The sequence below is a fragment of the Methylocaldum sp. 14B genome (assembly GCF_002005105.1).
Classification (GTDB): Bacteria; Pseudomonadota; Gammaproteobacteria; order Methylococcales; family Methylococcaceae; genus Methylocaldum.
In genome coordinates, this window is the sequence record NZ_MSCV01000028.1 from 69,458 (window position 1) to 85,996 (window position 16,539).

Here is a 16,539-nt window from a genome sequence, read left to right on the forward strand (position 1 = left end):
CTTGTCGGGATCACTCGCAACTTGCGTACGGCGGTCCCATGTCCTCCACCGGTTAATCCTAAATAAAATGAAAGCGGCTTGAATGATGCACACTTTATAACCTTCACGCGTGGCGCAGATATGCCTCCCCCCGAATGAGTGAGTCTGCGACTATCAGTTCGAAATCGAACAATGATGGGTGATCCGGCCAATTGATTGGTTTCTCGCTCCGAGCCACCGTGTAGCCAGCTGGGTCTATCCAGGTCAAGGTGTCTTCAATATCAAGTGGCTCGACAGTGAGGCGAGTCTTCACATATTCGGCTGCAGGCCGGACAAGCGAAGCTTCAATCACAAACTCGCGAACGGCCGCGGGCTGCTCGATATAAACGCGTCTAGCGGCGACCCAGTCACGTATCTGCCGTGGATTAAGAATATCGTTGGCTTCGGCGTTTTCAGGTAGGCCATCGTAGTAGTCTTGCGCGTCAGCTTCAGCTTGAGGTCGATCAACGGCCTCTCCGCGTGCTAGGAGAAATGCCGCAACTGGATCAAGGGTGCCCCAATTGATGAGCTCCTTCATCCAAAAGGAGATCCAGGGAAGGCCGGTTCGCGGCCAATCATCGATCTCGAGTGCTTGTACCGGCTGACCTCCATCGGTAGTGTCAAGCAAAAGACCTATCACACTGCCGAGTCCCCACACGCCCCGATAGATGAAATTTTTGGCAACGAAGTCGTACCAACTCGTAATCTGTTTCGGCGTGGGTTGAGTTGACAGGGTGTTTTTTGCGAGCCACCAACGGAGCAGTTTTGGCCAATCCTTAAAGTTCTTTTGCCGCCCCAATGTTGTATCGATTCGGAAAGCGGCGACTTGGGATAAGAGCGCAAGAACGTCGCGAATGAAGGCAAAACGTTCTTCACTAGACCAGCGTGGATAGTCAGCGCCCTCTTGCAGCTTGGCGCGAACAGCCTCTTCTATATGAAGAAGACTGTTTGCCGAGCGCGGCGCTAGGCTAGTTCTGTATATTCGACGGCGCAGGCCGGCGTCTGGATACTGGGTTTTAATCACACGCCCGCGCGTCAGCCAAATCTTGGCGAGTTGTTCCTGCTCGTGAGCGGCGGCGAAGGCGTAGGTACGACGCCAAATGGCGGTGAGTTCACCTTCCACTTGATCTGGCGTCAGCTCCGCGCGTCGCAGCTCTTCAACCTCTTGGAGGGCTGCGATGAGAAAAGCGTCGAGTGAGTCTAGGTGGTTGAAAGCTATGCCTGCATCATCAGGAGTATTAATTACCGCGGTTTGCTCGAGCCAAGTCGCGAATTCTTCGGCGCTTTTGCTGCCAGTAAGATCGACCCATGCCCTCGCTAACTCGAGGAGCAGAGATGAGAGTGGGCTAGATGCCTTGTCCTCTGGTGCGCCTTTTCCGGCTGCCGCCGTCGTCTTCTCGATTTGCTTGATTAGCTCTTGATAACCTTCCTTTTGCCGATTCGGCGTTTGTCTTAGTCTGCCGCCGGAGCGGTCAAGCCTCATCATACGCTCTGGGAACACGACAAGAGCGCTGCCTTCGGTTGCAACACCAGGCCGTCCGGCCCGGCCAATCAGATTGGTGAATTCCTGTAGGCTAATAGGCTTATTAGCGCGGCAGATGTTAGGGATTAGCAAGAAATTAACGGGAATGTTCACCCCCTCGGAAAGGGTCGAGGTTGCAATGATCACGCGCACAGAGCCGCGATCAATCACGGCTTTAAGCCGCCGAGCAAGCAAACCGGGCATTTTACCGTGATGGACAGCGATTCCCCGCTGCAGCAGTCTGTATTCGACGGAGTTTATGGTGAAGTAGTCCGCTGCGCTCGCAAGACAACGCGTCCAAAGATCGTCGACCTCGTTGAAGGTACGATAGTTAGGCAGAGTCTCCTCTGGCCAACTATCCATGAGGTCTGCACAGGTGGCCGAGAAAGCTTCGACACTTTGCGTAAGAGAAATCAGGACAGAGGGCTTCGAGCCATCCGGTCGCTCTGCGGCGAGTTGCAGAGCGGCCCACAGCGTGGGACCTCGCATGCTTACTTCAGGACCTTCGGTTGTGTCGATGCCGTTCGGGAACGGCGGGAACGGATGCGATACGTAAGGTGTGTCGTTCCTTCGCTCATCATCGAATCTTAGAGACCGACCATCCATAAGGTCGTACCGAATGGTGTATTGACCCATTGTGCTGACCTCAAGGTGACCGAGCATTTGCCGCGTGCTGCGGTAGGACGAGACTGTCGGAAAAGCCTCGGCATTCCCGCTGATCCATCGAGCCAGTGCAGGAGCCGCGCGCGCCGCGACAGCCGACAAGGCCAGAACACGAAAGCCATGTTCATCGCGCGCACGAAGAAGCCTGGCGCCCAACTGTTCGAGCCGGAAGGCACGGGAAGAACCATCCTTCAGCCCATCAAGACGCGCTTTGTCTTGTTCAACCATATGAGCTTCGTCGATGACGACGAGACGGACCCGATTGAGGAACAAAACGCCGAGATAGCGCAGCAACGCGTCAGCTTTCTCAAAGGTACAGATGACGATGGTGGCATGATCGGTTTGAATCCAGGCATCGGTTGGCCCCCAATCAATGCCACCATAAAGGCCAGTTATGACGATACGTTCCGCTGTAATCCCTTTCAGATCCAGTGCAAGCCGGCTTTCCACTTCGGCCGCAAGTGCCCGTGATGGCACAAGGTACAGCACCAAGTTTCCAGGCCCGAAGCCGGCCAAGCCAAATGGATCATTAGAGAGATCGGCGAACAAGCCTTGTACCACGGCCAGAGTCGCCACCGTTGTTTTGCCCGAGCCCGTAGGAGTGCAAAGCACGAACGAGGTGTTTGAACGTAATTGTTCGATTCCTGCAGCTTGAGCCGGCCAGACAAGCGCCCGCCGGTTAACAAAAGCCAATCGTGCGAACTGAACTAAGGCTTCTCCAACAGCTTCGTTGGAAGATTCGCGGAGTTTGTTTATTTGCGGCCAAAGGCAAGTTTCCACAAAGTGGCGGCATGTGGCCGCCGTGAGTTGTGCAAGCAAATATGAATAGGGATCACGACTGTGGAGCAAACTGGCTGCAAGATTCTCTAGCTTTTTCAGCGCACGTTCAGTGATGCCATCACTGCCTGTCCGAAGATAGGCGCAAACCGTCCCGATGCACATAATGATGTGCGTGAAGGTCTGTGTCGTCAGGTCGGTCGAATCGATTTGGCCAGTAGCCGTAAGGGTGCGATGACGATGCCAGAACTTCCGGATTGCTTCGAGCGTTGCAGGAAAATTCGCACGGAGAAATTCACGAAGGAGAGCAGAAGATGGCTCTTCGTCCGGCATACGTTTTAGTTGGCCCAGTGCCATGGCTGGATAGCCGGCAAGCTGGTAAGCGGCTGCAGATAGGAGATGCAATGGTGCACCAACGGGTTTCAGACTTGGCTGGGATAGCCATTCTAGAATCTCCGCCGCGCGCTTGAGCCCTTCGCGCCATCCGCTCGATGGATCAGCGCGACGTTCAAGGAGAGCGCATTGAAGCAACAACATGGCCCGGTCGAGATAGATATCAACATCGCCGGGACCAAAGCTGGCGAGGCCATCGCGCCCCATATCCCGGCGCAGCCGTTGACTGTAGAGCTTGGCTTGCCATGCCGTGAGCGCGTTACCGGCTAAGGTAGACCGCACCTCTTGCGCGACCTCGATGGTTATTGGGTTAGCCATCTTAGGCTCCCCGATAAAGCATATCGACGAGGGTGTTTAGATCCTCAAATTGAAACTCCATTCCTTCGAGATTCCGTGTTGCTGTATAAGCGGGGTGAGGCGCGTCCGTTGGCATCCACGCGACACGACCTTTCTGCTTGGGAATGCATCCGCACGCGTAGGTAACGCTATCATGGCGTGCGGCACCACGGTAGCCGCTTTGCCAAAGCTTAAGAAGTGCTACTTGCCAAACGTGGGCTTCGGGTGAGTCATACTCGTCGAGCAAGCTAATGAGTTCGTGAATTCCAGACGGTCGCAATTTACCCGCAACAAGTTTTTCATGCGCCTCTTTGATTATGTCGTTATTACTTCGAGTTAAGCATTTCGCCTCAAGCGTCAGAACGTCGGTTATTGTTTGTTCCTCATTGATGCGGAAGGCTAGGCAGTCATCTCCGGTGCGTCCTGGCCGTTTTTCGGCGTCTTGATCCGGGTCGCGAGGGTTACCTTCCCGTAGACGTTCATTAATTTCATCTAAATGTTGAAACTCTTGATAGTGGTAGCGGAATAGAAATGCAGGTACGACCCAATCAGTATGGTTGTGCGCACCCCAGTGTTCGACTGCCATTCCGGCGAGCGTTTCACCGAAATAGCCCTGTAGCGTCACGCGATGGAGAAGTGCGGGATAGTTCGCGGCTGGATCAGTGGCCGGATCGCTAAATGGTGAAAGGTCGTCTTCGAAACCGCGTCTTAATTTTCTCCGTGCATCTTCAAGTGCCTCGTCGATATAGGCGATGAGCTCATCCTGAATCGTGGCTAGTCTCGCCCGATTCTCGCGCCACATCCTAAGTCTGTAGCGTGGATGCGGGGTAGGAACTTGTTGATCGACCAGCCAGTTATTCAAAAGCTTGGGGGTCAGGCGCCGAAAGCGGATCATTAGGAAATCGGATTGTTATTCTTAATTCTTGATTAGGTGGAATTTCCACTTCAGAGCTGTGCCGCTCCTGACGAGAAGGGCGGAATACTTATCAGTCAGTGCTTTCTCAGTTCAAAATAGCAAATGAATGAATGTAGTATTTGTCGGCTTGTGCCAATCTTCCCGCTCTGCCGCGCGTATTCACTCCGCAGACAGCGCTACGGCTCGTTGTAATACCGGTTGCACTGCAGAAACCCATAGGTTCGGATAGCTGTATTTCCGAAGAATCTTCTTCGCTAGAACGCCGATGCGACTGCCAGCCGATTTTTGGCGAATCCAGTCGACCGCGGCGTGTTCGTTGATATGCATCATCAATTCGTAGGTGATGAGAAGAAGGATGAGTGGGCTCGCCCAACAGACACTATTTGTCGGCGCCGATTCAAATCCTCATATTCGTCCACAAGGCCGCACGCAGCATTACCCTGGCAAATACTGGTGTGAAATTTCTGCCGATATCTGATGCCGGCATTTGACGCGCTATCGGCGATATGTTGCCATTGAACAATGCTAGCGCCGAGTTTCAGTCTAGTTCAGAATCGGCAGGGCTCAACTGGCGTCACGTGCGGCATGATTCCGTAACCGAATCACAATGGTTTACGCCGGGTGACGATAGCTCCAGCGGTGCAGCAGTGTCAGGTTCGTCGTCCGCTTAACGGGGAAAGACTCTGGTGCTACATTTTTCAGGGAATATTCAATAACAATCTTAAGAAGATGAAAGGGGATGAATTGGGGGGATTCCATGCCAATCTGGACGATCAATACTTTTCGGGTGCGGCAGCCCGTTGTCGTTTCTTGGCCCGACTGATCGCGTTCTACGCTTAGCTAGAACGGTCGACCAGAACCCTCATTCGGATGCACTCGAATTTTTCCCATCTCGCCGACCTCAGCCGGGAACTGGCAAAGCTCGGCCAGAAAGCTGAGCACTATTTTAGCGACGACCCTAACACCACGCTGCTCAAGCTCCGCCAGTTTGGCGAACTGCTGGCCCAGGAAGTGGCAGCTCGTTTCGGCGTGTATCAGGCCGACCAAGCCGAAACCCAACTCGATCTGATTCGGAAGCTCGATCAGAGCGGCGCGCTCAGTCCCGAAATCAAGCAACTCTTTCACAGCCTCCGAAAAGCCGGCAATGCGGCCAGTCACTCGCTCTTAGACGACTATAAGACCGCCCTGGAGAACCTCAAGGTCGCGCGTCAGCTCGGGGTGTGGTTTTACCGAACCTTCGGAGATCCGCATTACGCTGCCGGCCCTTTCGTTCCGCCACAAGCACCGAAAGCGAAAGCCGAAAGTCTGAAGCAGGAGATCGCGGCGCTTCAGGAAGCCTTGCAAAAGCATCGAGCCAACCTTGCCGCCGCGGAGGCGCAAGCCGGGACAGCCCAGCAGCTCGCGGAACAAGCTCAGGAAGAAGCCCGCCTCTGGGAAACCCTGGCTACCGAAGCCGAATTGTCCAAGGAACAACTCAAGGCCACGCTCAACGCGCTACAGGCCCAGGCCCAAACCACCCCGAAAGAAAAAGCGAACGAACTCGTCATCCAGGCCCAAAAAGCGGGGCAAAAGGTCGAATTGGACGAGGCCGCCACGCGTACCCTGACCGATGGCCAATTACGCGCCGCCGGTTGGGAAGCCGACAGCGTGAATCTGCGTTTCGCAAACGGCACCCGGCCCGAGCCCGGCCGCTTTCTCGCCATCGCGGAATGGCCGACCGCTTCAGGCCCCGCCGATTATGCCCTGTTCGTCGGGCTCGACTTCGTCGGTGTCGTGGAAGCCAAGCGCGCCAACAAACACGTTGCCGGCGCCATCGATCAGGCCAAGCGCTACGCCCGCGATGTCGAGCCGCACGAGGCCAGGCTCGTGGGCGGACCTTGGCAGGAGCACAAGGCCCCGTTCGTCTTCTCCACCAACGGGCGGCCCTATCTGAATCAGCTCAAGGAATTCTCCGGAACCTGGTTCTGCGATCTCCGCCGCCCGGAGAATCTACGGAAGCCCCTGGACGGCTGGTATTCTCCCCAAGGCTTGAAGGAACTGCTCAAACAGGACATCGCCGCAGCGGAAACCAAGCTTGATAAGCTGGGGTTTGACTTCGACTTTCCCCTCCGCGATTACCAGCGCGAGGCCATCCTCGCTGTGGAGCAAGCCATCAAGTCCGGTCGCCGCGATTGTCTGGTGGCGATGGCCACGGGCACCGGGAAGACCAAGACCTGCATCGCGCTCGTTTATCGCCTCTTGAAGGCGCAACGCTTTCGGCGGGTGCTGTTCCTGGTGGACCGGTCGGCGCTCGGCGAACAGGCGGCGAATGCCTTCAAGGAAACCCGCATGGAGAGTCTGCAAGCTTTCGCCGACATTTTCGGCATCAAGGAACTGACCGACCAAACGCCCGAAGCCGACACCAAGGTCCATCTCGCCACGGTGCAAGGCTTGGTGAAGCGAATCCTTTACAGCGATGACAGCGAACGCGGTCTTAACGTGGACGATTACGACTGTATCGTGGTCGACGAATGCCACCGGGGCTATCTGCTGGATAAGGAGCTCTCCGAGACCGAACAGACCTTCCGCGATCAGACCGACTACATTTCCAAATACCGCCGCATTCTCGACTACTTCGACGCGGTACGGATCGGCTTGACCGCGACACCCGCCCTGCACACCACGGAAATCTTCGGGCCGCCGGTTTACACCTATTCCTATCGGGAAGCCGTGCTCGACGGCGTATTGGTGGACCACTTGCCGCCGATCGTCATCCGGACCCAATTAGCCGAGGCCGGCATCCGATTCAAGGCCGGTGAAGAAGCAGCGGTTTACCGGCCGGATCTCGGCAAGGTGGAAACGTACAAGCTGCCCGACGAGCAAAACTTCGATGTCGCCGATTTCAACCGAAAAGTCTTAACCGAATCCTTCAATCAGGCCGTTTGCGAGGAACTGAGGGATCACCTGACGCCCTTCGGCCCCGAGAAGACTCTGGTGTTTTGCGTTAACGACCTACATGCCGATTTGGTCACGCGCTTGCTGAAGGAAGCGTTCCAGAAAAAGTACGGCGAGGACATTACCGACGACATGGTGCTCAAGATCACCGGCGCCAGCGATAAGCCACTGCAACTCATCCGCCGTTACCGCAACGAGATTTGGCCCACCATCGCCGTGACCGTTGACCTGCTCACCACAGGCATTGATGTCCCGAGTATTTCGAGCCTGGTCTTCCTGCGCAAGGTCAACAGCCGCATCCTGTTCGAGCAAATGCTCGGCCGCGCCACGCGGCGCGCCGACGACATCGGCAAGGACGTGTTCCGCATCTTCGACGCCGTGGGCACCTACGCCGACATGCAGGCGGTCTCGAGCATGCGGCCCGTAGTCGTCAATCCCAAAGTCAGTTTCACCCAATTGGCCGGGGAACTCGCCGGCGATCTTTCGGACGAGGCCAAGACCCTTGCCCGCGATCAGTTCGTCGCCAAGTTCCAGCGGCAAATGCGGCACCTGTCCGACCCGGCCAAGGCACTGTTCGAGGCGCAGACCGGCCAGTCGCCGAAAGCCTTCGCTAAACAACTCAAGACCATGACCTTGCCCAATGTGGCCGAATGGTTCACCGCGAATCCTTGGCTGGCGGAACTGCTGGACACCCGTTCCGGCAGACCAGTCGATCCGATTTTTATTTCCGATCATGAGGACAAGATCATCGAGGTCGGCCATCACTTCGGCCGCCCCGAGGATTACCTCGATAATTTCTCGCGCTTCATTCGGGAGCAAGCGAATACCCTACCGGCCTTGATCACCGTGCTGCAAAAGCCCTGCGAGCTGACCCGGAAGGAACTCAAGGCACTGGCTGTTGCCCTGGATGCGGCCGGATTTACCGAGAAAAATCTCGATGCCGCCTGGGAGGCTCGATCCAATCATGAAATCGCCGCCGGCATCTTAGGCTATATCCGCCAAGCTGCTCTGGGCGATGCCCTGATTCCTTTCGCCGAACGGGTGGATAAGGCGGTCGCTGCGCTCGAAGCCCGTCACAACTTCAGTCCGGTGCAAAAGCAGTGGCTGGCGCGCCTGGCGAAGCAACTCAAGACCAATGCCGTGCTGGACCGGGAAACCTTGGACAGCGGGCCACTGAAGCGGGACGGGGGATTCAAGACGGCCAACAAGATATTCGATGGGCAATTGGAAGAACTGCTGGCGGAGATGAATGAGGCGGTTTGGCTATCCCAAGCCGGCTAACGTCAATCCGCCATGGAAAACAGCAGAATCCCGCGCGTAAAATCCTCGCTTTTTGATTGGTGGCCTGGACCCTCACCCGAGCCCATATCTTCCTAAGAACATCACGAATGAGCCAAACCACTCTCGACATCGTCCAGAAGCTCTGGAACCTCTGCAATATCCTCCGCGACGACGGAGTGACTTATCATCAATACGTCACCGAATTGACCTATCTCCTGTTCCTCAAGATGGCCAAGGAAACCGGCACCGAGGACAAACTGCCGGAAGGTTTCCGCTGGAACGATCTGGAAGACCATGCCCGCGCCTCCGATTTGCTCTACTACAAGGAACTGCTGCTCCATCTCGGCACCGAAGGCAGCCGCATCACCCGCGAGATTTTCTCCGGAGCCAGCACGTTCATCCGGAAGCCCGCTACCCTGGCGCAGCTCGTGGCGGCCATCGATGCGCTGGACTGGTATTCCGCCAAGCGGGAAGGTTTGGGCGAGTTGTACGAGGGATTATTGGAAAAGAACGCCAGCGAGAAGAAATCCGGCGCCGGCCAATATTTCACGCCGCGCGTCTTGATCGACGTCATGGTGGAACTGATGAAGCCGCAACTCGGAGAAATCATCCAGGACCCAGCGGCGGGCACCGGAGGCTTCCTCATCGGCGCCTACCATTACCTGTACAACCACCACGATTTCGACGCCTTCAGCAACGAACAATTCGAGCGGGTGCAGCGTCAGTTCTACGGAATGGAATTCGTCCACGACGCTTATCGGCTGGCGCTTATGAACCTGATGCTGCACGACCTCGAGGCTGACGGCGACATTGGCATCCGTTTCGGCGATACCCTGTCGTCCGACGGCGAAAGCCTGCCCAAAGCCGACTTGATCCTCACCAATCCGCCCTTCGGTACCAAGAAAGGCGGCGGACTCCCGACCCGCGACGATTTCACTTATCCCACCAGCAACAAGCAGTTGGCTTTTCTTCAGCACATCTACCGGAGCCTCAAGCCCGGCGGCCGGGCGGCGGTGGTGCTGCCGGACAACGTATTGTTCGAGTCCGGTGTGGGCCGCGATATTCGCCGTGATCTCATGGACAAGTGCGATCTCCACACGATCCTGAGGCTGCCTACCGGCATTTTCTACGCCCAGGGCGTCAAGACCAACGTGCTGTTCTTCACCAAGAAGAGCGATGCCGCGAAGGGTACGACGCAAGCCGTCTGGATCTACGACCTTCGCGCCAACATGCCGCAGTTCGGCAAACGCACAGTGCTGACCCACGAGCATTTCAAGGCATTCATCGATGCCTACGGCGACGATCCAAACGGACGCGCGGACCGCACCGATCAGGGCGAAACCGGCCACTTCCGGCGCTTCAGCCGGGAAGATATCGCCGCCCGCGACGACAGCCTGGACATCGCCTGGCTCAAGGACGATTCCGCCACCGATGCCGCCGATCTGCCGGAACCGGAAGCCCTGGCACGTGAGGCCATGCTGGAATTGGAAGGCGTGTTCGAGGATTTGAAGGAGTTGATGGAGGCTTTGGGGGTGGAGGAGTTGGAATGAGTACTCCTATAAATTGGGCAAACGCAAACCTTGGTGAAGTATGCGAAATAATTAGGGGCATAACGTTTCCCGCATCGGTTAAGGAAGATGAACAGACCAGTTCAAATATTTGTTGCCTAAGAACCTCTAATATTCAAGATGAACTTGACTGGTCAGATACGTATTTCGTTCCCTCTGAATATGTTAAACGTGAAAATCAAATTGTTCGTGAAGGTGATATTTTAATGTCTATGGCCAACAGCTATGAGCTTGTTGGAAAAGTATCACTTGTAAGGACTTTGCCTTACAAGGCTAGCTTTGGCGCCTTTTTATCCTCAATAAGAGCGTGTTCAGATATTAATGGGAAATACCTATACTACATATTAAAAACGCATAGCGTTCAAAGTTCACTTCGTCGTGGATCTAGCCAGACAGTTAATATTGCGAATATTTCCGTAAAGGCAATGTCGGCAATTGAAATTCCGATTGCTCCTCTTAACGAACAAAAACGCATCGCCGACAAACTCGACCAAACCCTAGCCATCGTTGAGCGGGCGCGGGCACGGCTGGCCCGAGTGCCGGATATCCTTAAGCGTTTCCGCCAAAGCGTCCTCGCCGCCGCGACTGAGGGGCGGTTGACGGAGGATTGGCGGAGGGACAATCCAATAAGTGAAACGGGGGCAGTATTACTTCAGAGAATCAGATACGACCACTATCGTCGATGGGAACAAACTCAGACCAAGGTTAAGGGAAAAGCTGTACGCCTTCTAAATGCCGATGGCTTAGCAGCGGGATATAAACCGCCCGAAAAAGTTGATGCGGACGATCTAACCGATCTTCCAGAAACCTGGTCATGGGGTTCCGGTGCCGAAATTGTTGAACCAGGGGCCGATATTGTTTACGGAGTAGTTCAACCTGGTCCAAAGTTGGAAACCGGTGTGCCTTATGTTCGAGGAATGGATATCGAGAATGGGCGCATTCTGATCGATCAGCTTATGAAAACAAGCCCATCGATTGCTGATCGATATTCACGCTCAGCACTAGCAGGTGGCGACATTCTCCTTGGTATTATTCGCGCGACTAAAGTCGCGATAGTTCCGGAAGAACTTACTGGCGCAAACATTACCCAAGGAACGGCGCGTTTCCGACCCTCCTCAGTAATCTCTACTCGATTTCTAGCCTATGTATTAGCTGCGCCGGCGACGCAAAGATGGCTGCACGAACACTATCGTGGAATCGATATGCCAGGACTAAATTTGGCAGATGTTAGGCGTGTGCCAATTCCCCTTGCTCCGATTGCAGAACAATCGGAAATCGTCCGCCGCGTAGAAACCCTCTTCACGCTCGCCGACCGCATCGAAGCGCGATATAAGGCCATTTCGGCACGGGTGGACATACTGACCCAAGCGCTGCTGGCGAAAGCCTTCCGCGGCGAACTAGTGCGGCAGGACCCCAGCGACGAGCCGGCGGAAAAATTGCTCGAACGCATCCGCGCCGCCCGTGCCGAACTGTCTGCCCCCGGCAAGCGGAACCGCAAAGCCGTCGCGTCCTGATGCGCATTTCGCCCAAAATCCAGGCCGCCGCATTCGATGTGGCGGCGCTCAAAAACCAAATGAAATTCGTGGGCCGTGCCGCAGTGAAGTGATTAGTTCGGCTTTGCACACCGGTCCTCATGATTAGACCGTCGAATAACACCGTACAAACACTTTGGTCATAACAATACGAAAGAACAATGGCTATTTGGTTAATCCGCGCCGGTTCTCACGGCGAATACGAACAAAAATTTCTTCAGGAAAGTCGCGTTTATGTAACTTGGGACAATCTGGATGTCGATTTGGCCAAGTTGCCGAATCGTGCCGCGCTATCGGCGGCCATGGCGGAACGTTATCCGGATGCCAAACCCAAGGCGATTCAGAACCATGTCAGCCAGATATGGCCCTTCGCCCATGAAATCAAAATCGGCGATTTGGTGATTCTGCCGTTGAAATCGCAACCTGCCATCAACATCGGCGAAGTGACCGGCGATTATCATTTCGAATCGAGCGGACCCAACCCGTATTTTCACTGGCGAGCTGTTAAATGGATTGGGGAAGCGATTCCCCGCTCACACTTCGGCAAGGACCTGCTTTACACCTTCGGCGCATTCCTCACCATTTGCCGGGTGCAGCGAAATAATGCCGAATCCCGCATCAACGCCATGCGAGCCAACGGCTGGAAACCGGAAACGATTGCTGCGGCAACCGCAGCTACCGCCTCCGACACCAACGAGGCCGCCGAGAATACCGATCTCGAAGAATTGGCGCGTGATCAGATCGCCCAACTGATTTCCGCCCGTTTCAAGGGCCATGGCTTGACTCGCCTGGTGGAAGCCATTCTCAGGGCTCAGGGTTATACCACCTATCTCAGCCCGGAGGGAGCCGACGGCGGCGCCGATATCCTCGCGGGTGGAGGACCACTGGGATTTGGCGCTCCCCGGCTTTGCGTCGAGGTGAAATCGGAAGCGTCACCCATCGACAGGCCGACGGTGGATAAGCTACTCGGAGCGGTCACCAAGTTCGGCGCACATGAAGGATTGTTCGTGGCGTGGAGCGGCTTCAAAAGCAACGTACAAAAAGAACTGGCGGCGAGTTTCTTCAAAGTGCGGCTTTGGACCCAAAAGGAACTGCTGGAACACCTCTTTGCTCACTACGATCAACTCGACGAAGACTTGAAGGCCGAATTGCCTTTGAAGCGCATCTGGACCGTCGCGGCGCAAGACTTGGGCTGAGCCTTACCCTCGAACTGGACTCAGCTATGGATAGGCCGGGCCAATGACCTGATTCGGCGTCGATCAGGCCGAAATCTACGGAAGCAGTCTAAATTTATCGGTGATCCGGAATGCCTAAAATCCGCTTACAAAGCGAAAAAGGAGAACAATGGCTAGAAGACGCCGCACCAGTGCTCTCGAAGATGTGATCGATCTCGCCGCCATGTTGCCCTGGTGGCTGGCGCTCCTGTTGGCAATTGTGTCGTATTTCGCCATTCATCATTATGCGGTAATGGAAGTACCCGCGCCGATGGTCCCCGGACGTATCGGGGATGCGGTCGGGAAGCAATTAACCAAGACTTTCGCCCTATTCGGGCAGTATATCGTTCCCTTCTGTTTTTCCCTGGGTGCCTTGATCTCGATCATCGGTCGGCGAAAACGGGCCAACCTGCATGAAGTCGTCGCTCGACAGCCCGCAGCCGATGCCTTGAACGGAATGAGCTGGCGCGAATTCGAAATGTTGGTGGGCGAGTTCTTTCGGCGCCAAGGCTACGCGGTGACCGAAACCGGAGGTATAGCGGACGGTGGGGTCGATTTGGTTCTGACCCGTGGTGGCGAAACCTATCTGGTCCAATGTAAGCAGTGGCGGGCCTTCAAGGTCAGCGTGAACATCGTTCGCGAACTCTATGGGGTCATGGCCGCACGGGGCGCCGTCGGTGGATTCATCGTAACCTCCGGCGTATTCACGGACGACGCCCGCCAATTCGCCTCCGGCCGAAATATTGAATTGATCGATGGCGAGAAATTGTTCGCGATGATAAAGGATCTGCGACGAGCGGATGCCCATCCCCGAACGACAACGCTCTCAATCGATTTATCGGAGCCGTCCTCGCCACTCGCTGAAGTTAGCTCGACACCCATGTGCCCGAAATGTGGGGCTTCGATGCGGCTGCGCACCGCCCGGAAGGGCGCAAACGCCGGCCAATCGTTCTGGGGGTGCTCTCAGTTTCCGAACTGCCGCGGTGTTCGGCCGAACGCGGCCTAAGCCATTCCGCTCCATCGAGATCGGAATTTGCAATCTCCACCGGAATCAAATGCAGCAGGGCATTGATATCCGGGGCCATTCGTCCGTTCTTGATTCCGTCGCGAAACCAAACCAGTAAACCGATCGCGACGGGTTTTTGAGAATGGGGAGCGGCGCGAGCGCTCGTCTGCTTCCGGCAAGCAGACCCGTTTTGCTGTATCTCCGGAAAATGCCGGCCCGGAGACCACGAACACATACGGCCAAAGAAATAGCGAGGCTCCTCTTAATCAGAGGAGAAAGCCCGGAGATTCGGCTTGCGCTGCCCTTCCCAAAGAAGGGGCCTCGGCTGATTGCTCGGGCCCTCGATAAAGCTGCCCCTCTTTAACCCTCTAGTCAACCTTTTCGGCCCATCAAACCAAATTCTGCTAAGACTGTTAAGTGAGCGCCGCGCGAACCACGGATGCGGCCGAGTCACCATGACGGACCAGCGGGCGGACCGGTGACGCGGTTCCAACCCAATCGGAAGCGGCAGCCGTTTCCGCTGACCAGCACAGATTAGGCGTCTGGTGAAACCCCGTCAAACCGGTCTAGGGTGTCCCAAGTGGTCGATGAGAGACTAGGGGACAGAAGAAAGACCCCCGCGCCAGTCTGGTGCTTCCCTGCAGCCAAAGCGGGAGTAGCGCACCACACGGAAGCCTTCCGATAACACATTACGTGTCTGGCGAAATCTCGTTAAACAGAGGTCCATGGCCAAGGATCGATTCAACAAACGAAGAAGCCCCGCGTGGAGTACGACTGCCGGGCTCCAATTGCCAGGGGTTGTTCACTCCGCGCGAGGCTCTAAACTCAAGAGGTCACGCCGAGGGTGATCTTTCAGGCGAGAGAACACGCCAAAACGAAAGGGGTCCTCGTGCCGCTTTGGGAAGGGAGCAAACCCGTCTTCACTGTTCCCGGACAACAGCCCGCATTCGCAATTGCGCCCGAAAAGACATCCGGTCAGGGCAATTCCAACGCTCGCGGCCAAAGCAGTGAAGCAAGCATAGGTGCTATCGGCGGCCGACGCAAGAGACGCTTGAAGTTGGTTCCCGGCGTCGCGACTCCGTCTGGCGCAGCAGTCGAATTGCGGTCGGAAAGGCACTGCTCGGAGCGGTCGAGCGCCGGCGACACCCCCGGCTTGCCTAAGCCCGAAGGCGATGAACGACCCTTCTCCGAAACGGATGACGCTACTCTGGACGGTGACGAAAGCCTCAGCCCCCCCAGACGCTCTTCCGCCGTTCACGGCGCGGCGTTGGGGGTTCTGTGATTCCGTCTGACGCAAAAAAACTCGGTGCGGTTCCCATATGGATCGTCGCCTTTAGGCTTTAGGCTCCAAATGCAGTAATGATCATCTTGATTTTCGATGGCCCGGCGGCGTCGGTACAGAAAGAAGCCAATCAGCAACGCGGATAGGCCGAGTATCAAGAGGGCATAGAGCAGCATAGCGGAATCTCCAGGTAAAGGACCGAGGCCGCGGCATTATAGTCCAGACCCATGGTTGAGCGCCGCTTTCCGCCACGTCCGGCCCCGATGCTTCAGCCGCCTGTACGCGCCGGTCGAGACTTCGCACAGCCGGGCCTTCTGTTCGTCGGTATCCCGTGAAGGCAGCAGGTAATGCAACGCCAGGACGAGCCAGCACCGTGGATGCTCGGCCCGCAAATCACGCATGGCTCTATCCATGACGCGCGCGGTGTCATCTTGATGAAGACGCACCCCGAGCGGTACGCGGGACGTAAAGCGCCACTCGCGGATCGGCTCGCCTTTCACCAGCAGCCCGACGACCGCCGCCGGATAGCTGTTGGTCTCGATGGCTTTAAGCGCCCGTTTGCCCCAACGTTCAAGCTGCCCTTTCAGGAAGCCTGGCGTTATGAAGATTCAGTCTCATTCCCCTGCGCCTGCATATAGGCTCGCCGTTCTTCCAAGCGGCGGCGCGCTTCGGGAACAGCCTCGGCCATGGCTTTGGCCTGATGAATCAGCTGCATCAGCTCGGCGCGCGTCCGGGGCGGTGCCTTGGGATCGTAAAGCGCCTCGATCAACTGGCCGCTGGTCTTCAAGGCTTTCGCGATCAAGCGGCTTTCCGCCGATCGCCGGCCGTGTTTCCAGGTGGCGTGGCGGACCACCTGCTTGCCCTCGGGCGTTCTGGCCCCCGTTGACAGGCCGCCGTGCCACTCACAGCGGCCGTTTTTCAGTCCCGGACGCTGACATGCCGAGCCGTTCCGCAGCTTGGCCCCACAGGGTTTTGACTCCGAAGCCTGATCGTTCGTGACAATCGGCTGAAGCGGTTCCGCCGGTAAGTCCTCGAGCCCTTCATGTGCACACGCTGCGGCCACACTATCGATCGTCATCAAAACCTCTAAGTACTGT

9 protein-coding genes are annotated in these 16,539 nt (G+C 56.2%); 5 read left to right on the forward strand and 4 right to left on the reverse strand.

The window, feature by feature from the left end:
• Positions 1 to 103: 103 nt before the first annotated feature.
• Together B2A78_RS18700 and B2A78_RS18705 are read right to left on the reverse strand one after the other, a co-directional pair.
• Positions 104 to 3,691 carry a DEAD/DEAH box helicase gene (locus B2A78_RS18700; RefSeq protein WP_077731544.1) on the reverse strand — a complete coding sequence of 1,196 codons (3,588 nt, stop codon included), beginning with the start codon at positions 3,689 to 3,691 and terminating at the stop codon, positions 104 to 106.
• 1 nt (position 3,692) lies between these two features.
• Positions 3,693 to 4,604: a hypothetical protein gene (locus tag B2A78_RS18705; protein ID WP_077731545.1), complete on the reverse strand. Its 912-nt coding sequence runs from the start codon at positions 4,602 to 4,604 to the stop codon at positions 3,693 to 3,695.
• 891 nt (positions 4,605 to 5,495) lie between these two features.
• On the opposite strand from B2A78_RS18705, the gene hsdR reads away from it, so the two are divergent.
• The 5 genes from hsdR (at position 5,496) to B2A78_RS18730 (ending at position 14,160) form a co-directional block, all read left to right on the forward strand.
• Positions 5,496 to 8,840: a type I restriction-modification system endonuclease gene (gene hsdR, locus B2A78_RS18710; RefSeq protein WP_077731546.1), complete on the forward strand. Its 3,345-nt coding sequence runs from the start codon at positions 5,496 to 5,498 to the stop codon at positions 8,838 to 8,840.
• Between the two features lie 107 nt (positions 8,841 to 8,947).
• Positions 8,948 to 10,390 carry an N-6 DNA methylase gene (locus B2A78_RS18715; RefSeq protein ID WP_077731547.1) on the forward strand — a complete coding sequence of 481 codons (1,443 nt, stop codon included), beginning with the start codon at positions 8,948 to 8,950 and terminating at the stop codon, positions 10,388 to 10,390.
• A complete protein-coding gene (locus B2A78_RS18720; RefSeq protein ID WP_077731548.1) occupies positions 10,387 to 11,922 on the forward strand; it encodes a restriction endonuclease subunit S in 1,536 nt (511 codons plus the stop codon). The genes B2A78_RS18715 and B2A78_RS18720 overlap by 4 nt, the downstream gene beginning before the upstream one ends.
• A 179-nt stretch (positions 11,923 to 12,101) precedes the next feature.
• A complete protein-coding gene (locus tag B2A78_RS18725) occupies positions 12,102 to 13,136 on the forward strand; it encodes a restriction endonuclease (RefSeq protein ID WP_077731549.1) in 1,035 nt (344 codons plus the stop codon).
• A 148-nt stretch (positions 13,137 to 13,284) separates the two neighbouring features.
• Positions 13,285 to 14,160: a restriction endonuclease gene (locus B2A78_RS18730; RefSeq protein ID WP_077731550.1), complete on the forward strand. Its 876-nt coding sequence runs from the start codon at positions 13,285 to 13,287 to the stop codon at positions 14,158 to 14,160.
• A 1,494-nt stretch (positions 14,161 to 15,654) separates the two neighbouring features.
• On the opposite strand, the gene B2A78_RS18745 is transcribed toward B2A78_RS18730, so the two are convergent.
• Both B2A78_RS18745 and B2A78_RS26395 read right to left on the reverse strand, forming a co-directional pair.
• Positions 15,655 to 15,942, reverse strand: coding sequence for a hypothetical protein (locus B2A78_RS18745; protein WP_077731553.1), 288 nt, complete (start codon positions 15,940 to 15,942; stop codon positions 15,655 to 15,657).
• Positions 15,943 to 16,040: 98 nt separating this feature from the next.
• A partial coding sequence (locus tag B2A78_RS26395) for an HGGxSTG domain-containing protein (protein WP_205780829.1) occupies positions 16,041 to 16,539 on the reverse strand: 499 nt, incomplete at its 5' end.